This is a genomic window from Methylobacterium sp. 092160098-2 (assembly GCF_028920805.1).
In the GTDB taxonomy this organism is placed as follows: domain Bacteria; phylum Pseudomonadota; class Alphaproteobacteria; order Rhizobiales; family Beijerinckiaceae; genus Methylobacterium; species Methylobacterium fujisawaense.
On sequence record NZ_JAQPZJ010000001.1, the window covers coordinates 2,460,344 to 2,479,199 of the forward strand.

General features: G+C 67.1%; 20 protein-coding genes. 7 read left to right on the forward strand and 13 right to left on the reverse strand.

The genetic code is table 11. The annotated features are described in order from the left end of the window. Window positions 1-206: 206 nt before the first annotated feature. Together PQI07_RS11550 and PQI07_RS11555 are read right to left on the reverse strand one after the other, a co-directional pair. Window positions 207-953 carry an ABC transporter ATP-binding protein gene (locus PQI07_RS11550; protein ID WP_053609592.1) on the reverse strand — a complete coding sequence of 249 codons (747 nt, stop codon included), beginning with the start codon at window positions 951-953 and terminating at the stop codon, window positions 207-209. Further along, on the reverse strand, window positions 950-2,080 hold the full coding sequence (locus PQI07_RS11555) for an ABC transporter permease (protein ID WP_043356800.1): 1,131 nt from the start codon (window positions 2,078-2,080) through the stop codon (window positions 950-952). The genes PQI07_RS11550 and PQI07_RS11555 overlap by 4 nt, the downstream gene beginning before the upstream one ends. Window positions 2,081-2,354: 274 nt before the next feature. Between PQI07_RS11555 and PQI07_RS11560 the strand changes: the two genes are divergently transcribed. Next, window positions 2,355-2,576 carry a hypothetical protein gene (locus tag PQI07_RS11560; protein WP_251982472.1) on the forward strand — a complete coding sequence of 74 codons (222 nt, stop codon included), beginning with the start codon at window positions 2,355-2,357 and terminating at the stop codon, window positions 2,574-2,576. A gap of 386 nt (window positions 2,577-2,962) precedes the next feature. Here the strand turns inward: PQI07_RS11560 and PQI07_RS11565 are convergent, their stop codons facing one another. From PQI07_RS11565 to PQI07_RS11575, 3 genes are all read right to left on the reverse strand, one after another. Next, on the reverse strand, window positions 2,963-3,208 hold the full coding sequence (locus tag PQI07_RS11565) for a hypothetical protein (RefSeq protein ID WP_043356801.1): 246 nt from the start codon (window positions 3,206-3,208) through the stop codon (window positions 2,963-2,965). Between the two features lie 141 nt (window positions 3,209-3,349). Beyond that, window positions 3,350-3,937 (reverse strand): phasin family protein, encoded by a 588-nt coding sequence (locus PQI07_RS11570; RefSeq protein ID WP_043356803.1) that lies wholly within the window; start codon window positions 3,935-3,937, stop codon window positions 3,350-3,352. 987 nt (window positions 3,938-4,924) lie between these two features. After that, the gene (locus tag PQI07_RS11575; protein ID WP_081948693.1) at window positions 4,925-5,410 is read right to left on the reverse strand and encodes a response regulator; all 486 of its coding nucleotides are present in this window, start codon (window positions 5,408-5,410) and stop codon (window positions 4,925-4,927) included. 737 nt (window positions 5,411-6,147) lie between these two features. Here PQI07_RS11575 and PQI07_RS11580 point away from each other — a divergent pair. Continuing rightward, complete coding sequence (locus PQI07_RS11580) at window positions 6,148-7,596, forward strand: DUF1254 domain-containing protein (protein ID WP_043759420.1); 1,449 nt, start codon at window positions 6,148-6,150, stop codon at window positions 7,594-7,596. 516 nt (window positions 7,597-8,112) lie between these two features. Then, window positions 8,113-8,589 (forward strand): BLUF domain-containing protein, encoded by a 477-nt coding sequence (locus PQI07_RS11585; RefSeq protein WP_051045092.1) that lies wholly within the window; start codon window positions 8,113-8,115, stop codon window positions 8,587-8,589. 328 nt (window positions 8,590-8,917) lie between these two features. On the opposite strand, the gene PQI07_RS11590 is transcribed toward PQI07_RS11585, so the two are convergent. Next, window positions 8,918-9,568 (reverse strand): hypothetical protein, encoded by a 651-nt coding sequence (locus PQI07_RS11590; protein ID WP_274926659.1) that lies wholly within the window; start codon window positions 9,566-9,568, stop codon window positions 8,918-8,920. Here PQI07_RS11590 and PQI07_RS11595 point away from each other — a divergent pair. Then, complete coding sequence (locus tag PQI07_RS11595) at window positions 9,551-9,934, forward strand: cobalamin B12-binding domain-containing protein (RefSeq protein ID WP_274926660.1); 384 nt, start codon at window positions 9,551-9,553, stop codon at window positions 9,932-9,934. The two genes, PQI07_RS11590 and PQI07_RS11595, sit on opposite strands and share 18 nt — an antisense overlap. 449 nt (window positions 9,935-10,383) lie before the next feature. Next, window positions 10,384-10,773 (forward strand): TIGR02300 family protein, encoded by a 390-nt coding sequence (locus PQI07_RS11600; protein WP_043356817.1) that lies wholly within the window; start codon window positions 10,384-10,386, stop codon window positions 10,771-10,773. Here PQI07_RS11600 and PQI07_RS11605 read toward each other — a convergent pair. Further along, window positions 10,748-11,101 (reverse strand): hypothetical protein, encoded by a 354-nt coding sequence (locus PQI07_RS11605; protein ID WP_043383977.1) that lies wholly within the window; start codon window positions 11,099-11,101, stop codon window positions 10,748-10,750. The genes PQI07_RS11600 and PQI07_RS11605 overlap by 26 nt on opposite strands. Before the next feature lie 335 nt (window positions 11,102-11,436). Between PQI07_RS11605 and PQI07_RS11610 the strand changes: the two genes are divergently transcribed. Beyond that, window positions 11,437-11,652, forward strand: coding sequence for a hypothetical protein (locus PQI07_RS11610; protein ID WP_244538926.1), 216 nt, complete (start codon window positions 11,437-11,439; stop codon window positions 11,650-11,652). Between the two features lie 144 nt (window positions 11,653-11,796). Here the strand turns inward: PQI07_RS11610 and PQI07_RS11615 are convergent, their stop codons facing one another. After that, window positions 11,797-12,006 (reverse strand): cold-shock protein, encoded by a 210-nt coding sequence (locus PQI07_RS11615; protein ID WP_043356824.1) that lies wholly within the window; start codon window positions 12,004-12,006, stop codon window positions 11,797-11,799. Between the two features lie 272 nt (window positions 12,007-12,278). Between PQI07_RS11615 and PQI07_RS11620 the strand changes: the two genes are divergently transcribed. Further along, window positions 12,279-12,557, forward strand: a complete 279-nt coding sequence (locus tag PQI07_RS11620; protein ID WP_043356826.1) for a hypothetical protein — start codon at window positions 12,279-12,281, stop codon at window positions 12,555-12,557. 101 nt (window positions 12,558-12,658) lie between these two features. On the opposite strand, the gene PQI07_RS11625 is transcribed toward PQI07_RS11620, so the two are convergent. From PQI07_RS11625 to PQI07_RS11645, 5 genes are all read right to left on the reverse strand, one after another. Then, on the reverse strand, window positions 12,659-13,720 hold the full coding sequence (locus tag PQI07_RS11625; RefSeq protein WP_043356828.1) for a YihY/virulence factor BrkB family protein: 1,062 nt from the start codon (window positions 13,718-13,720) through the stop codon (window positions 12,659-12,661). A gap of 292 nt (window positions 13,721-14,012) precedes the next feature. After that, on the reverse strand, window positions 14,013-14,822 hold the full coding sequence (locus tag PQI07_RS11630) for a transglutaminase-like domain-containing protein (RefSeq protein WP_446720947.1): 810 nt from the start codon (window positions 14,820-14,822) through the stop codon (window positions 14,013-14,015). Between the two features lie 240 nt (window positions 14,823-15,062). Continuing rightward, a complete protein-coding gene (locus PQI07_RS11635; protein WP_274926645.1) occupies window positions 15,063-16,106 on the reverse strand; it encodes an IS110 family RNA-guided transposase in 1,044 nt (347 codons plus the stop codon). A 416-nt stretch (window positions 16,107-16,522) separates the two neighbouring features. Continuing rightward, window positions 16,523-18,166, reverse strand: a complete 1,644-nt coding sequence (gene groL, locus PQI07_RS11640; protein WP_091994949.1) for a chaperonin GroEL — start codon at window positions 18,164-18,166, stop codon at window positions 16,523-16,525. Between the two features lie 98 nt (window positions 18,167-18,264). Continuing rightward, entirely contained in the window at window positions 18,265-18,552 is a 288-nt protein-coding gene (locus PQI07_RS11645) for a co-chaperone GroES (protein WP_043356833.1), read from the reverse strand. Window positions 18,553-18,856 lie beyond the last annotated feature (304 nt).

Consider the following 18,856-nt stretch of genomic DNA (forward strand, 5'->3'; position numbering starts at 1 on the left):
CGTCCGCGCCAGGACGCGCCGATGGCGGAGGCCCGTTATGGTCCGGATACGGGCGCCTCGCCGGGACGAGCAGACGGAGACGGCTGTCGCGGCGGGGGCACGCATGGCCGGTCGCGAAGCCACCGCGGCCCGGGCTCGCGGACGTCCAGAAGACCGCCTGCCGCGCGCCGCACCCGCCCGGCCGCGATGATTCTGCCGCCTGTCGATCATGGGCGGCCGGCCCTCTGCGAACCCACGGTCCGGGCATGCGTCTCGCAGTCGTCCGTGTCCGGCCGTTCCTCGCGCGTGATCGCCCCGTCCTCGATGTGCACGATCCGATCGGCGAAGCGGAAGAGACGCGCGTCGTGCGTCACGACGAGGACGGCCCGCCCGCGCTGCTTCGCCGCCGATGACAGGATGGCCATGATCGCCCGACCGTTTTCCGAGTCGAGAGCGGCCGTCGGCTCATCCGCGAGGATGACGGACGGATCCGCGACCAGCGCCCGCGCGATCGCGACGCGCTGCTGCTCGCCGCCGCTCAGCTCGCGCGGGAACGCGTTCAGCTTGGCGGAGAGGCCGACATCGGCGAGGACCGCGGCGCTCTTCGCGGTCGCCCCGGGGCCGCGCTCGCTGCGGATATCGAGGGCGAGCTGGACGTTCTCCGCCGCGGTGAGCGTGGAGAACAGATGGTAGGATTGGAAGACAAAGCCGATGTGCCGCCGCCGGATGGCCGCCAGCGCCTCCGGCCGGGCGTCGCCGGTCGGGACGCCGCAGACCCGCACGGTCCCGCTCGTGGGCGTCAACATGCAGCCCAGGATGGACAGCAGGGTCGTCTTGCCGCTGCCCGAGGGCCCGACCAGGACCGTCAACTCGTGGGCGCGGACGACAAGGTCGAGCGCCCGCACCGCCTCGACGCGCGTCGGCCCCTGCCCGTAGGTCTTGCACACCCGCGCGGCTTCGATCGCGGCGCTCATCGGGTGAGCACGCTCGCGGGATCGACCCGGATGATCCGGACGATGGAGGCGATGCCGGAGGCGACGCACATGAGGAGCGTGAGGGCGAAGGCGACCGCCACCAAGGCGGGGGTAATAATCACCGGGGCGACGCTCGTCGCGGTCAGACGCTCGACCCCGATACTGATCACGGTCGCCACCGAGAGACCGATCAGCGCGTTCACGAGCGCCTGGAAGGCGATGACCCTGTAGATGTATCGGTTGGAGGCACCGATCGCCCGGACCATCGCGAATTCGTAGAGGTGCTCCTTCGTGCTGGAGTAGAGCGTCTGCGCGATGATGACGGTCCCGACGATGATGGAGAGCAGGGCGCCCGCGACGAGAGCCGCGCCGGCCCCCGTACGGTAGAGCCAGAAATTCAGGGACCGCGCGCGAAACTGTTCCGGCGTGAGCGCCTCCATGCCGGAGACACGCGCCTGCGCCTCCTGCCGGATGCGCGCGATGTCGGCCCCCGGCTTCGCCCGGATGAGGAAGTACGTGACCAGATTGGCCGGTAATCCGACATAGGATCGGGCGCTGCGGAAATCGGTGAAGACGTAGGGCCGCGTCGTGAAGGAGCGCAGGCCGGAGGTGACCGCCCCGACCGTCACCGGGTGCCCGCGAACCTGTGCCGTCTCGCCGCGCGCAGACACGCCGAGCTGGTCTGCGTAGGACCGTTCGAGCGACACGGTGCCGGCGGTCGCGAGATCGTCGAGGCCACCCTCCACGATGTTCCACGGCGCCAGGCCACCGACCGGGTCGGACGCGATGATGAAGATCCCGATCAATCCGCCGTCCGGCGGCAACCAAGCCGAGAAGCCCGCCACCACCGGGACGGCCTCCGACACCCCGTCGACGGCGCTCAGCTCCTGGCGCATCTCCGCATCGAGAATCGAGATGTCCTCGAAGTACTGCGTTCCTTTCGAGACGATCCAGAGATCGGCTGCGGTGTGATCGACGATCAGCGTCACCATCCGCCCGAAGCCGTAGAACAAGCCCATCTGCACCAGGATGAGGACGACCGAGAGCACGATCCCGGTGACGGCGGCCACGAACCGAAGCCGATCCTGAAGCAGATTCCGGAGCGCCAGCGTCATGACAAGCGGCATTCGCGTGCTCGATATGTGCCATTGTCATGTAAAAATCAGCATAAATTGCCAGTAATGAGATTGATATGGATCAATTGCGGCGCCATGGCTCTGTATTCACATTCGCTTTGATCTTGATCTGGAGGGCGATATGGGCCGCGCGTGGTGTGTCGCCGGGGCGGCGGCAGCGATGGTCCTGGTCGGTTCCCGCGCTTGCGCAGAAGACGCTTTCGAGGGGCGATACCTGCAGAACCGGCCATGCCGTGGCGACAGGACCGATCCCCCGAGCCTGAGGGTGACGATCACACCGCAGCAGATCACGTACGCGGGCGGAACATGCGCGATAAAGACCAGGCGCGGCGAAGGGAGCAGGCTCATCTTCGGCGTCGCGTGCCGGTTTCGCAGCGGCATCACGATGGGATCGGACATCGTCTTCACGCGCCAGCGGGGCGGCGTCTGGCACATGACCCAGGGGGATGGGGATTTCGAGGCCGACATCTACAGGTGTCCGGACTGAATCCGCGCCGTGGCTGAAGGGAGCCGGACCTGCTGTCGCCGCCGCGTCGATGCCCCGGCGGTGAGCGTTTCCGCGTCACGATCACCGGCGCCTTCCTTGTGTGCCGCGGCCCTCTGCAGGGTGACGGTCTCTCGCCTGCCTCAGTCGGGCCATGGGCTGCGTGTGCGTTTCACCTGGTCAGGCGCGCCGACTCGGGTAAGCCGTTTCCGGCCCTGCTCCGACAGGTCACCGAGTGTCTCAGTCGGGTGGTTTTGCGACGGCCTGCTTCTGGGCAAGGGTTTGGAAGACGCAGACGCGGCTGCGGCGGCGACACGCCCGGCTCCCACGTCTGTGCGCGCTGCGTGAGCCTCACGGATTGCCCGAAGGCGATTGCCGGCCAATCCCGATCAGGTCGCCGTGAGACGCTTCTCGTTCGCAGCCACGTGCTCACGATAGCGGGCGACAACCACGTCGACAGAACCTCCGGTCATCAAGGTGCCCGAGGCCTCGATGAAAGCGCTGATCTTCTCGCTGACCATTCGGTGCGCCTCAAGCTGACCGTCGGCACCGCCCAAGGCGAGTTTCACAAGCCGAAGTTCGACGACCCTTTGTGCCTCGAGAGCGAGCAGGGTCACGGCATAGGGGTTGTACATCGCGCACTCCGAGCCACGCCGCGCGAGAACCGACGCGACTGCGACAAACGAAAAGGGCGGCCGAAGCGACCGCCCTCGGGTTGATTGCCGGATCGAGGAGGATCGCTCGACCTTCGGTCCGGCGTCTCAGCGCACGCGCGTTCAGCCCTGCTGCGCGATGCCGGAGAAGGTCTTGCCGGCCTCCTCGATGGCGCGCGCCGAGGTCTCGGAGAGGGCTTTGCCGTCCTGAACCATGGATTGCAGCCCCTCACGGACGAGCTCGCTCTGAATCGCGGAGTACTCCTGCACCGATTTGGCGCGAGCCAGCTTGTTCAGGCCGTCGAGGTTGCGCTGCCACTGCTTCTGGCTCAGCGAAAGCCAGATCCGTGACGTGTCCTGGAAGGCCTGGGTGATCACGGTCCCGCAGCGAACGACTGCTTCCATGTTCTGCTTGGACTGCCGAGCCAAGCGCTCGCTGCCCTCGCCCGTGTAGCCGAGGGTGCGGCTGAAGCGATCCGCGGCTTGGCGCGCTTGGTGCGAGGCCGTCTCGACGCCTTTCTGCACGATGTGCTGGGTGTTCTCCGCGGCGCGCTCGTTGAGATCGACGAACTTGTTCACACCGTCGCGAGCGGCGTCGGCGAATTGTGTGGTCTGCTCGGCGGACTTGTCGGCGTTGGCCTTCAGGGTCTCGGCGGCCTTGTCGAACTGCCTGTTGTGCCTGTTCTGGTCAGTGTTTTGATTGGATGTCATTGTAAATTCCTGTCCTATAATCGATTGGCGATGTCTGCTCTGCGAAATTCAGATGCCAATCGGGATGCGGGGATAGTTATTTATCCCTCTTATTGCGCCTAATTTAAATCGTGCGCCGGATCATATAAACAATGTCTGAAATGAAGATTTGATCCAAATAATGATCCGTGATTTTCCGGAACGGAGATACTTAAATGATAAGTCGCTGATTGCGCTGCACAATAAAAATTTCGGCAGGATGCACTGCGGTCAGGGTGGGTCGCGTGAGACCGCGACGGCGTATTGGGCGCAGGCCGTCCCGTGGTCGCCAACGGCTTGCGAGGCGCTCACGAGCCCAGGGCTGCCGCGATGCGGTCGTCAGCGGCACGATCCTCGCTGTCGACGCCGCCGATCATGGTCAAGCTGTAGTCCGGCCCCGGTCGGGAGAACCGCCCGAGATCGCCCGTCAGCGGAGCCGCCGCGGGCCTCGGCGTGGGCGTCGAGCGGCCATTCGGCGCCTGCCGTCTGACGTTCCGCGGGTCCGTCTCGCGAAGCTCGGCCGCCAGGACGTCGACCCTTGCCGGAGCGATCGTGACCCGCCCCGGGTCCCGCCGGCCTCCTTGCCGACGCTCGGCACGCGCTCGCCGTCGCACGCGGTGATCGCGACGAGCTTGGCCATGCGGTCGAGCACGAGCGTCCGGTCGTCGGCGGTCCCGCCGGCGGCATCGAGCGCCCTCTCGATCGCAGCCGTGTTCCGCGCGCGGGTGGCCAGGTCGCCCCGGGTGGCCTCGCCCTTGGCCTGCTTCCGGAGCTCCGTGGTGATCGAGGCGTTCGAAAGGTCGCGGACCGGCAGCGGGCTCTGTCCGCTTCGGAGACGCCAACGAAGGACGCCGGATCGGCGAGACGGGCGGGTTTGCGCTCGTCTGCCTGCGAGCGACGACGCATCAAACCGAACATCGCCTCGGCCAAACTGACGGGCTTCAGACCTGGCCGTGATGGAAGCAGGGGTTACGTCTTGTCCGGCTCGGTCGAGGGGCCGGCAACGGTTCCCAGGCCGTTGCCCAGGTCCACTCCCCTGTGAGGCGGTACTCCGCTCGGCAATACGGGGGCGGTTGCGGGCGCCTCCTGCACCTGTGCGAGGCCGGCGTCCACCTCGTGAATGAGGTCTGCAAAGTCGTAGGGCTTGCTGAGCAGGCGTGTGCCCGGCGGCAGCGCCCGCTGAAGATCCGATCCGGCTCCCGAGGTGACAATGATGCCGACAGCGGGCCAACGGTGATGAACGAGGTGGGCAAGGGCCACACCATCACCCACGATGCCGCGCCCCGTCACCAGCATGCTCACCGGGGTCGGTCCTTCGAGCACCGCCAGCGCCTCGGCGGCTGTGCGGACCTCTATGGCCTGAAAGCCAACATCCTCCAGCATGTCGGCCGTGACCATACGGACAAGTTCATCGGCCTCGGCGATGAGGATGGCTAAAGGCCTGCTGTCAGACACAGACATGCTCCGCGTGATCAGGGCGGGAGCGCTCGCTGCTCTCAGGCACTGACGGCCGGGTCCGAAGCCAGTGATTCCCCCTTATGCGCCAATTGTCCGCCGGGCGCGATGACCTTGGTTGTGGCAGCGCGTCACCCGAGGGCGCGCCCTGGTCCGGCCGCCTTCCGCCCAGAGCCGAACTTGCCGGACGGCCGACGAATGGCGTCTGTGGACGCCCCTGCTTTCGGGGCGTCCAACAGCGGGCCGAAGGGCCGACATGGGTCGGCCGCGGACGGACCGCGCGGGGTGGATTTCTGCCGGGCTGCTCCCGGGCGCAGAGACGTTGGAGCGGGCCTTGCCCTCCCGCCTGCTCACGATCCCAAGCAGCCGATCCCACCGGTAAAGATTGGGCATGCGGATGAAGACCAACTCCGCCGGTTCGCTATGGGGCGCCTTCAGCAGACCGCCGTTTGTGGCCGCTTCGAACTGGAGCGTTCCGCTAGGACAAGCCTTACTGGACTGTCAGACACACAGTGCGCTTCCGGGTCGAGCCAAGCCGCTGTCCCATTCGGTCAAGCTGCCGTGCTCAGCTTCGGTATGCTGCCGCGCGCCGCGATCCGATGTGGCTCTCGAAGGTTTCTCTGTTCTGACGGTCGGCAAAGCCGGTCCGGCGAGAGGGCGCTGCATTCGGCGCGTCTGGGGGATCGAGATTTTTCCTGAAGCCGCCTGCCTGAGCGGGCAATTCCGAGGAGACGGTCATGGATGTCACCAGACGGATCTTCGCCGCCGGCGCCGCTACGATCCCGTTCGTCGGCTCGGGCCTGCCTCTCGCCCGGGCTCAGAGCACGGCCCAGGACGCGCCACTCATCGGCAACAACGCGGTGGCCGATCCGATCGAGCTGGCGACGGACGCCTATATCTACGGCTACCCGCTCGTCACCATGGAGATGACCCGGCGCGTGCTCACCAATGTGGCGGCGCCTGAGGGCAAGAACGCCCCGATGGGCCAATTCGCCAATCTGCGCGAATATCCAGACGCGAAGTTCCGGGCCGTCACCGCACCAAACGCGGATACTCTGTACTCCAGCGCCTTCATCGATGTCGGGACAGAGCCCCACCTTCTCAGCATCCCGGAGGAGGACGGCCGATACTATCTCATGCCGATGCTGAGCGCCTGGACGAACGTGTTCGCCGTGCCGGGCAAGCGCACGACGGGAACCGGGCCACAAACCTACTTCATCGCCGGACCCGGCTGGAGCGGCAGCGTGCCGTCCGGCGCCAAGCTGATCCAGGCGCCGACTAACCTGATCTGGATCCTTGGCCGGACCTACTGCACGGGGGCTCCCGAGGATTATAGGGCCGTGCACGCGCTGCAGGACCAGTACCGGCTCATCCCGGCGAGCGCGGCCGGCAAGCCGTACACACCGCCTCCGGGGCGCGTCGATCCGAGCGTCGACACGAAGACGGCGGTGCGCGAGCAGGTCAACCGCATGGATGCGACGACCTACTTCAACATGCTGGCCACCCTCATGAAGGACAACTCGCCGGCGCTCGCCGATGGGGTTCCGGTCGCCAAGATGGCCTCACTCGGCATCGTGCCGGGCCAGCCCTTCGATCCCGCACGCCTGCCGCCTGCCACCCGCGAGGCAATCGCGCAGGCGCCGAAGGAGGCCATTCCTCGCATCATAGGGCACATGAAGACGGCGGGAGAGCACGTAAACGGCTGGACCTTCACGACCAACGGCGGGGATTACGGCAAGGATTACCTGCAACGCGCTCTGGTGACGGCGGTCGGGCTCGGCTGCAACTTGCCGCAGGACGCAGTCTACCCGGTCGCCACGGTTGATGCCGCGGGCCGTCGGCTGACCGGCGCCTCGACGTACGTGATGCGTTTCCCGGCCGGCGAGCTGCCGCCCGTCAACGGCTTCTGGTCGCTGACGATGTATGACGCGGACTACTTTTTCGTCGACAACCCGATCAACCGCTATTCATTGAGCCCGCGCGACAGCCTCAAGGCCAACCCGGACGGCTCGGTTGATCTCCTCATCCAGCATGAGAGCCCTGGCCCGCAGCGGGAGGCGAACTGGCTACCTGCCCCGGCCGGGCCTTTCATCCTGATGCTCCGCACCTACTGGCCGAAGGACGTCCTCCTGAACGGCTCCTGGGCGCCGCCGCCGGTCACCCGCAGCTCCAGCGCCACGCTCTAGGCCGCACGGCCGGATCCCTGCCCGAGAGGCAGCGCTCCATAAGATCCAATCCGCGAACGTCCGCCTGCGACGGTGACGCAGTCCGTTGCGACCGCCCCGCCGAAGGCCGGCTCCTCACCCCGAGCCGAAGTCGCTTTACCGCAGGCAAACGTCTCCTTTGAGGACGAGACGAACGCGGTCCTGACGACCGAGATGGGTCGAAACCTGCAGGGCCGCTCAGGGCGAGAGCGGTCCGACCGCTTTCGGACCGCCAGGCAGGGAAGCCGACGTCGGTTCCGCGCCTGCACACGACCCATGGCAGGCCAATGGCAGGCCCGTGACAGGCCCGCTTCGTCGTCACCGCATCGGCCTGATCGCGGGTGAGCACGCTGATGGCCGGTCGATCCGCAGCACCTTCGGTGTCCGCGTGATGGCCGGGGCGACCAAGCTCAATGCCAAATCCGGTTCGTTGCGCTATCCTGCCGCTGACGCGCCGGGGGGAACGCCCTGCTTGGCATAGACGGAAAGAGCCCGCTCATGTTCGATGAATACGGCATTCCACGCGGCGCTGAGTTGAACGAAGTCCCGCTGCCCGCGCTGTATCATTTCGTCTATTGCAGCCGTGCCGCCGACGGCGTCGACGATGCCGAGGTCGGCCGCATCGTCAAGGCGGCCCAGCTCCACAATCTCGCGCATGGCATCACCGGGGTCCTGGTGTTCGGCAGCGGCGTCTTCTTCCAGTGGATCGAGGGGCCGGCTGCCCAGATACACAAGCTGATCGCGCGCCTGCATGGCGATTCGCGCCATTACGATGTCGTTTCGCTGAGCCAGAGCGAGGAAGAGCGAGAGCGTCTCTATCCGGACTGGGAGATGGAGAAGGTCGAAGCCGAGGACATCCGCATGGTTCTGACGGACGCGCTTGAAAGCGCCGAAGACAAGAGCAACATCGCGGCCCTCAAGCGGATTCTCAAGCAACTCGATTCGGGACCGCTCGATTCGCTGGGACGAAGCTGATCGGGCCAGCCCGTAACATCCAGTCCGGCGCCCGATCGGCGTGGTGGGCCAGGACTTCGATGGCCCCCATTCGACCTCGACCGAGCGTCGCAGAGCATCCCGTTCTCCAGGATCGACCGCGTCGCCGTGGCGAACCTCCATTCCAGTCCCTGCGGCTGCGCGGTTGGGCCCGCGAGCCAGTCCGACCACGCAAAGACCCTTCACGGGCAAGGGGGCGCGCGATCGCCTGTCTAAGCCCGAGCCCGAGCCCGACCGTTGTCTCGCCCGCGCGCAACACTTTGTCTTTCGGCCAAGCCGGGCCGCGTTGTCTTATCCCAGGAAATTTGACTTAGCCTTTACATCCGCGCTGACAACAGTTCTCATGCTGCGCAGCGATCGATAGGCCAGCAAGGCCGCCGACGCTGTGGCGCCGGGGGGGACGATGCAGAATTTCGGTTCGTCCGACCATCTGGGGGGCGACGGTCTCCCGCACGATACCGAACGTGCGACCGAGGCTCGTCGGCTCTATGCGCGCAAGCGTGCCGCCGAGGCCGCACGCGAGCGCTGCCTGGCCCTGGGGCAGGTCGTCCAGACCGAGATCATCCCGCAACTGGTTCTGCGCCATCGCGGTTTGGGGACCGAGGGAGCCATACCCGCCTTCAAACCAGACGCGGGACAGATCGCGGCCTTCACCGATCTCACGCTCGCGACGGACGATGGGGCCGTCATCGAGGCTTTCTCGGCCCTGGTGGCGGCCGGCCACCCTGTCGATCGCCTGTTCCTCGATCTTCTGGCCCCCTCCGCGGCTCTCTTGGGCCGGATGTGGGACGAGGATCTGTGCGACTTCGTCGAGGTCACCACGGGCGTGGCCCGTCTCCAACGGCTCGTCGCGCGTTTCCGAGCCGCGCCGGGGACCGCCTCGCGCGATGATCGGCGTCGTCTGCTCCTGATGGGCGCTCCAGGTGAACAGCACACGTTCGGCGTGCGGATCGTCGAGCAATTCCTGCGTCGGGCAGGCTGGGCCGTGTCGATCGGCCTCTCCTCCAGTCCAGAGGAGATCGCCGCTCTGGTGGCGTCCGAATGGTTCGGCGTCGTCGGTCTGACGCTCAGCAGCGAGACGCGCGTCGACCAGCTCGCCACGGCGATCCGCTCCGTGCGCGATGCGTCGTGCAACCGAGCCATCTGCGTGATGGTCGGAGGACCGATGTTTCTGCAGCAGCCGGACCTCGTCCAACGGGTCGGAGCGGACGCATCCGCGGTGGACGCGGCGACGGCGGTGCTACTCGCGCAACGACTGCTCGATCTTGCGGCCGACGAGGCCGGGACGTCAGGAGCAGACGCGGTTGCGACCGAGTGCGGGGCCTGACACCGCCGCAGGAGAAGCAAGGCTTCATCAGCCTTCCTGCGGCTCTGAGAGGTCAGCCGCGTGCCATCCGGCATCCGGCCGATTGAGCCTCGGAATCGCTCTCAGGGGACGGGCGCGAGGCGGCCGACTGGGGCGGCCCGAAGACGGTCCCTGTGCAGTCTGGCGAAGGGCCAGGGGCCGCTGACTACCCCGGGGCGACGTTGCCGGGCGGCCTGGGAATGGCGGCGTCCGAGAGCCGACGTTCAAGCGGTCGGTCGGGCGGGCGCGTGTCTGCCCCCTCGCGGGGTCAGCCAGGCCGTCACCGGCAGCGGGACGTCTGCGGGCGGGCAAGCCGCTGCCCGGATCCGATTCAGACTCGCGTTGGGCAGGGTGATCCGCCGCCATCTATGATAGACGAGCCGGAGAGTGCGCTGCCCGTCCAGCGTGGAACGTCCTTTTGGAGAGTCGCAGTGGCACGTCCGGACCTTGGTACGAAGCGCATTTGCCCGGTGACGGGCAAGAAGTTCTACGACCTCAACAAGACCCCCGTGATCTCGCCCTACTCGGGCGAGGTCGTCCCCACCTCCGTGTCGCCGTCCTCCGCCCGAGCGGCCGCACCCGTGGTGGCGCGCAAGGAGACGCCGGTCGACGATGAGGAGGAGACGGACGGGCCGGAACTCGTCTCACTGGATGAGGCCGAGGCCGAGGAAGCCGACAAGGACACCGATACCGAGAGCGATGACACGCTCGATATCGAGGACGACGGCGACACGGTCGAGGATGACACCCTCGTGGTCGACGAGGACGACGAGGACACCAGCGACCTGATCGAGGTCAACGACGACGAGGACGATCAGTAGCCGCGCTCAAGCGGATCGCCCGATCCGCCGAACGCTGATCCCTCGCAGGGTCTCGGCGGCCGATCGATCGGGCCGTCGGGCGGCCCATGAGCAGGGCCGATCGCACCGCCATGCGACGGGACGGCTCGTCGCTGTCAGGATCGACCACGGTCGCGGACGCGAAGGCGTGCGCCGCGACGGCCGCAGCCAGATCGAGACTATGGTCCGGCCCGATCGGATGATTCTGCGTCGTCGGTTCCGCGAGGTAGACGTCGATGGCGGCACCGACGTCCTCGATGGCGATGCGCTCGGCGGTTACGAGATCCCAGAGCGTGGCATCGTCCGACATCGGCGACGTCCCATACCGCGCGCGACAGGCCGCAACGACGTGACAGCGAGGACACCCTGATCATCAAGGAGCCCCAAGGGCAAGGCGGTCGCCGGGGGGGCACCCCACGGAACACCGCGGCTCTCGCACAAGGCCGATCCTGCGGCTCCTGCACGGTCTGCTGTCGAGCCCTGGAGATCAAGGCCCTCGACAAGCCCGCGGGGATCCTGTGCCGCCACAACACCGGCACGGCGTGCGGGATCTATCCCGAGCGCCCGGAGGCCTGCGCCCGCTGGGATTGCCTGTGGCGCAAGATCGGAGCCCTGCCGGATGACCTGAGGCCGGATCGGTCGGGCGTGCTGTTCTCGTTGGAGAGCCGGCCACCGGTCGCAGAGGCTCCCGACGCGGCCTGCATCGTCGGTCGCGCGGTGGACGGGGCGCAAGCCTTCGACCGAGGAGCGGTGGCGGAGGCCTTCGCCATGTTCGTTCGCGAGGGGTCGCTGCCGGTGTGGAAGGCCTCCGACCGGGAGGCCACCCTGGTGAGCCGGGGCGGGGCGGTCCCGGCGCGGTGACATCGGTGGCGAGCGGTCCCGCCCAGGTCGTCGCTTCAGCACCGCAAGCCGATACCCGATTCGGCCCGCGATGCTGATGTTAGGCGGATCTGGTCAGCCGATGCCGAACGGCGCGCGCCGGCTGTGATCCCCACGAAGGACGGCTCAGGCGCCCTTCAGGTTGGCGGCGCTCTCCTTGCCACTGCGCCGGTCGGCTTCGACGTCGTAGGAGATCTTCTGCCCCTCGATCAGGTTGCGCATCCCGGCGCGCTCGACCGCCGAGATGTGGACGAACACGTCCTTGCCGCCGTCGTCGGGCTGGATGAAGCCATAGCCCTTGGTCTCGTTGAACCACTTCACTGTGCCGGTAGCCATAGCGTTAACCCTGGTCGTCGGCGCGCCAACGCGGCACGCCGTGAGCTTCGAACCGGCCGGATCAGCCGACCGTTCCATGCGCGGCACCGATCAGGCGGCGTTGAACCGACGACCGCACGAACCGTGACGGCGTTTTCCGGGTTCGCTCCGGCCGCCCATCATCTGGGCTATCATTGCGGCTCAGGGAGGCGCAGGATGCCGATCGACGGATCGCGTGCCTCGAGCGCCAGCAGCTTGGGGCTGGTGTTCACAACGAGAGCGGGCAGGCGCGAATGGCAGACGTCGTAAGCTTCCCGGCCAGGCGCCATTCGTCCTGTGCGCTCTCGCCGTACCGGGCCTACCGGTTCGCGCCGGATGGGAGCGTCAGGTCGACCATCCCGATCGAGGCCGCCAGCGACGCGGACGCGACGGAACGTGCCCTCTGCCTGAGCGACGGAGACCGCGTCGAACTCTGGTCGCGGGCCCGCTTCATAGCCCATGTGGGACCCCTGGACGGTCCGATCGCCACCTCGATCGCGCTGATTGAGGACGAGCCGTCGCCGGATCCGTGAGCGCGGCTTTTCGCGCGTGACGCTCAGCCGGGCGTGAGATCCCGACGCCTGCGACAGGCCCGAGATTCAGGCCGGTCCTCTTGACCGTGCCGGCACCCCATTCAGCCCTCGGTCGGTCCGATGGTGTCGGCCGCATGGGCCTCGCGCGAGCCGAGCGGCTTCGGCTGCCCCCGCGTGCTGTCGCGCGCCGTCTGGCGTTCGATCTCGGCGTTCAACTTGGCCCCCAGAAGCACGATCACGACCGAGAACCAGATCCACGTCATGAACCCGACGCCTGCGCCGAGCGAACCGTAGATCCTGTTGTAGCTGTCGAAGCTGGCCACGTACCAGGAGAACGAGACCGAGGCACAAACCCAGGTGATGGCCGCGGCGACGCCGCCCCAACTCACCCACCGCCACTTGGCCTCGCGCCGGCTGGGTCCGTACCGATACGTCACGGCCAGGCCGAGGCTGACGAGGATCAGCAGCCCCGGCCAGCGCACGAGGCGCAGCGTGACGTCGGTCAGCACGCCCAGGCCGAGCTGGTCGAGCGCGAGCGGCAGGATGACGACCAATCCGGTGGCCGTCAGGGCGAACACGATGCCGCTCAACGTGAACAGGAAGGTGGTGGCATAGAAGCGCACCAGCGAACGCTTCTCCCGCTCCCTGTAGATCACATTGAGCGCATCGAAGAGGGCGCTCACGCCCGAGTTCGCACTCCAGAAGGCGATCAACACGCTCACCAGCGAGGCCGTGCTGAGCGCGCCGGCGCTCTGCTGGGCGACGCGTATGAGCTGGTCGGACAGGAGGGCGAGGACGCCGCTCGGCAGGACGCCCGAGAGGAGGCTCAGGTGCTCGCTGATGACGTGCGGGTCGGAGAACAGGCTGTAGACCGACACGATGGTCGCCAAAGCCGGGAAGGTTGACAGAAGGGTGAAGAAGGCGACGCCCCCGGCCGTGGTGAAGATGCGGTCGCGCGGGAAGGAGTACAGGATCCTCCAGAGGACGTCCTTCCACCCCAGGGCCGGGATCTGGGCCGGATCATCCGCGGTTCGCCCGCGACCGGGTTCGCGCGCGCGGCTCCGGGCGCGGCTGAGGCTTCCCGTGTCAGGCCGGCGCGTGCTGACGGAGCGCCAATCCTCGCCCTCGTCCTCGCCCTCGTCGTGGTTCTGGTCCGGGCTCACGAGGGATCCTGCGCAGCGCCTTGACCCGGGCGCACTCTACGTCGTTCCGGCCGGCCGCCAATCGCGTCGGCCGTTGCGCCGCATTGAAGCAGACCTTCGGCGTCAGGCCCATCATCGCCATGCGTCGAGGCCCGCCCGAGGTCCGGCAACGGACACGGAGCGCGCCGGCCGGGCAGCCGGGTCGCCCGCCCGTTCCTGCCTTGTCAGATCGACGGCTGCGCGACGCCGCAGCGCCACCATCCTGCGGTCGATCGGCCGAATCGGCTGTGCTCGGCTTCGATACGGCGCCGGTTCAGGCCGGGCCGGGCGCTTCTTCCGTCGTCACGCGAAACCCGGTGAGATCGTTGGGCCCGAAGGTGAGCGTCAACGGCACGTCCGCGGCGTCGCGCCCATAGGCGATCAGGATCCGGCCGATCCGGGAGCTGTTGTTGCGAGGGTCGAAGGTATGCCAACGGCCACCGAGATACACTTCCATCCAGGCGGCGAAATCACCGGGCGCATGCGGCAGCGGCAGGCCGATGTCGCTGACATAGCCGTTGCAGTAGCGCGTCGGGATGTTGAGGCAGCGGCAGAACGCGATCGCCAAATGCGCATAGTCGCGGCAGACGCCCCGCTGCTCCTCGAAGACATCGAAGGCCGTGCGGGTTGCACGCGCGTGCTCATACCCGAAGGCGATCCGATCATGCACATAGTCGCAGATCGCCTGCACCCGTCCCCAGCCGGGCGGGACATGTCCGAACAGATCCCACGCGATAGCGGAGAGGCGATCCGTCTCGCAGTACCGGCTGCCGAGGAGAAACAGCACGCTGTCCGAAGGCAGCTTCTCGACCGGGATCTCCGGAGCGTCGAGTTCCTGCAGATCCCCGCTGCCGTGGTCCCGCACGACCGTGTCGGTCTTGAGCATGAAGCGCCCCGCCGGAGCGACCATACGGGAGCACCAATTCCCGAAGCTGTCGCGATAGCCCTCCAGGGGAACGGCCGGGCTCGTGATCAGGTAATCGGGCCGTTCGAGGTCAGGGAAGCGCGATGCGTGGACGTTGAGCGTCGCGATGACGGGCGTGGGCTGTGGAAACTCGTTCTCTATTCGGGGTTCATCGGTCAACGCCCTTTCGTGCGCATCCTGGTTCGACGCGTGATCGGCCCTGTGGAGCTCTTGCTTCTCTCCGAGGTCGGCGAGCGCCGCCTCATGATGGGGTTAGAGGGAGTGGGCGGATCCATCTAAGCCGCGCGCCCGGCAGAACCGACGCTCGAGTTTCCTCGGTCTCACCCGCTCCCATCGTCCCCACAGGGACCTCCTCCACGCCGGAGGAGCTCGGTGTTACGTGATGCTGATCCGTAAGCTTCAGGCCGCCGTCGCGGCTTCGGTCGACCAGCGGAAATCCTTCTCGTCGCGCCACATCCGATGCAGCACGATCGCCAGCTTGCGGGCGACGGCCACGAGGGCCTTCTGCATGCCTCTGCGCTTGGCCACAGCCAGCCCCCAGACCTTCAGCGAGGACCATCGAACCCGAGGGCCAGTCAGCAGCACGAGCGCGGCCTCATACAGTGCGGCGCGCATCATCGTGTCGCCGCACTTCGAGACTCGGCCGACCCGCTTCGTCTCGCCGGACTGGTAGAGCCGCGGCGTCAGACCATAATGCGCCCCGACGCATTGCGATCGTCCGAAGCGGGCTGGGTTGTCGACGCAGGTACGGTAGGTCAACGCCACGACCGGCCCGACGCCGGGCGCGGTCATCAAGCGCCGGCAGACCGGGTCGGTGCGGACCTGGTCCAGCAGCATTTTGTGCAGCTTGGCCAGTTGGGTCCGCAGCGCCGAGCGCGCCTCCAGCAGCGGCAGGACCACGGCCGCGACGAAGGGCAGATCGAGCACGAGGTCGCGTACGCGCTGCTCGAAACCGGCAGCCCCCACGACACCGACTTTGAGGCCGAAGTTGCGCAGTTGGCCGCGCAGGTCGCTCTCGATGTCGTAAGCCTTGCGCTGAAGCAGCTTGCGCGAGGTCAGGAGCAGGCGGCGTTGCTGGCTGGCCGGCGTTTTGACGTGGACCGGCTTGAACAGGCCGACCCGCATCATCTGGGCTATGCCCATCGCGTCGTTGCGGTCGGTCTTGTTGATGCGGGCCGAGAGGGCCGCATGCATGTGGCGGGTCTCGACGCAGATCGCCGGCAGTCCGGCTTCGACCAGGCCGGCGTAGAGCCACGGTGAGAGCGGTCCCGCCTCCAGGCCGACACGCGCGTAGCTGTGGCCGAGGTCGATCAGGTGCCGGCCGATCACCTCGGGATGGCTCTCGACGGTGGCCCGGTGCACGACCTTACCATGGGGATCGACGATGCAGATTGCGGTCTCCTTCACGGAGACATCGAGGCCGACGTGGTGCTGCTCGCTCATGGTGGGGCTCCGGGATTGGATCGAAGCGCCATCATGCCGCCGCTTCCGCCGCGCGAGGCACCCCGAATACCCCATCTAAGTCATCTCGCAGCCGACAAGAATGCGCATGTGCTCTCTCCTCGATGGCAACCGCGAGATCGGCGCGGGTCATGCCGACAGGACGAATTTCGCAGGGCCCTCGTCGGCGCGATCGCCCTGCGAGCCAACGCATCCGTCACGAGGATGAGGCGCCCGGAGCGAACGGCACAAGCTTGCCGGTTTCAGCCCGGCGGGGGCGGCAGCGGTCGATAGCGACAGAAGGTCGGTCCAGCCGGTCGATCCAGCCGGTCGATCCACCCCCTCGTGTTGCGCCGAAGCGCCCTCCGGCGATCCGCCTGTCGGCGTGCCGGAGGGCGCTTCGGATCTGTTTCGGCCGGTTAGAAATCCATGCCGCCCATGCCGCCCATGCCGCCGCCGGCGGGCATGGCCGGAGCCTCCTTGCGCGGCGCCTCGGAGATCATCGCCTCGGTGGTCACCAGCAGGCCGGCGACCGAGGCCGCGCCCTGAATGGCCGCGCGCACCACCTTGGCCGGGTCGACGATGCCGGCCTTGAGCATGTCGACATACTCTTCGGTCTGGGCGTTGAAGCCGTAGGTCTCCGAGCTGTTGGCCAGGATCTTACCGACCACGATCGAGCCCTCGACGCCCGAGTTCTGGGCGATCTGACGGATCGGGGCCTCAAGGGCCTTGAGGACGATCTTGATGCCGGCCTGGACGTCGGGGTTGTCGTTCGCGAGCCCCTGGACGGCGGCCTTGGCGCGCAGGAGCGCGGTGCCGCCGCCGGGGACGATGCCTTCCTCGACCGCCGCGCGGGTGGCGTGCAGCGCGTCGTCGACGCGGTCCTTCTTCTCCTTGACCTCGACCTCGGTCGAACCGCCGACGCGGATCACCGCGACGCCGCCCGCGAGCTTGGCCAGACGCTCTTGGAGCTTCTCGCGGTCGTAGTCCGAGGTGGTCTCCTCGATCTGCGCCTTGATCTGGCTGATCCGGCCCTCGATGTCGGCCTTCTCGCCGGCGCCGTCGATGATCGTGGTGGTCTCCTTCTCGATCCGCACGCGCTTGGCGCGGCCGAGCATCGGGAGCGTCACGTTCTCGAGCTTGATGCCGAGGTCCTCGGCGATCATCTGGCCCTTGGTCAGGATCGCGATGTCCTCGAGCATCGCCTTGCGGCGGTCACCGAAGCCCGGCGCCTTCACGGCCGCGACCTTCAGGCCGCCGCGCAGCTTGTTCACCACCAGGGTGGCCAGCGCCTCGCCCTCGATGTCCTCGGCGATGATCAGGAGCGGCTTGCCGGTCTGGACCACGGCCTCGAGCACCGGCAGCATGGCCTGGAGCGAGGAGAGCTTCTTCTCGTGGATGAGGATGTAGGGATCCTCGAGCTCGGCGACCATCTTCTCCGCATTCGTGATGAAGTACGGGGACAGGTAGCCGCGGTCGAACTGCATGCCTTCGACGACGTCGAGTTCGGTCTCGGCGGTCTTGGCCTCCTCGACGGTGATGACGCCCTCGTTGCCCACCTTCTGCATGGCGTGGGCGATCATCTCGCCGATCTCCTTGTCGCCGTTGGCGGAGATCGTGCCGACCTGGGCGATCTCCTCGGACGAGGCGACCTTGCGGGAGCGCGCGCCGATATCCTTCACGACCGCGGCCACGGCCAGATCGATGCCGCGCTTCAGGTCCATCGGGTTCATGCCGGCGGCGACGTACTTCACGCCCTCCCGGACGATGGAGGCCGCGAGAACGGTCGCGGTCGTCGTGCCGTCACCGGCGGTGTCGCTCGACTTGGAGGCCACTTCGCGCACCATCTGGGCGCCCATGTTCTCGAACTTGTCGACGAGCTCGATCTCCTTGGCGACGGTGACGCCGTCCTTGGTGATGCGCGGGGCGCCGAAGCTCTTCTCGATCACGACGTTGCGGCCCTTCGGGCCCAGCGTCACCTTCACCGCACTGGCGAGCAATTCGACACCGCGCAGCATCTTCTCGCGGGCATCGACCGAAAAGCGAACGTCTTTGGCGGACATGGTGGAGCACTCGTCATCTGTCGTTTGGCCCTGAGGCGCGCCACAGCGGGCGCCTCGAAGGGCAGATCGTCGTGAGGCTCTGAGCGGCCTGATCCGCGCTAGGCGACGATGCCCAGGATGTCGGATTCCTTCATGATCAGGAGGTCCTGACCGTCGATCTTGACCTCGGTGCCGGACCACTTGCCGAACAGGACGCGGTCGCCGGCCTTCACCTCGAGCGGGTTGATCTTGCCCGCCTCGTCGCGCACGCCCGGTCCTGCGGCGACGACCTCGCCCTCCTGCGGCTTCTCCTTGACCGTATCGGGAATGATGATGCCGCCCTTGGTCTTCTCCTCGCCTTCGATGCGACGGAGGACCACGCGGTCGTGCAGCGGACGGAATTTCATCGTGGTATCCTGATCGTTCCCAAGCGAGATCCAACCGACATGATTGGCGCTGTCGCGGGAAAGGCTACGGCGAGACTGTCATCGCCGCCCGATCGACGCATTGTTAGCACTCACCGAGTGGAAGTGCTAATCTTATGAATGGGCCGGAGACTGGCTCATCCGGGCATTGGGGCGCGCGCCTTCGCGGCCGCTCCCGATTGACCCGCGCGGCGACACGACCGTCCGCCTCCCGTGGGTATGGCCAAGGGAGGCGGCGCAGGGAGACGGCGCAGGCCGACGGTCCTTGCACTCGGCCGGGCATCGA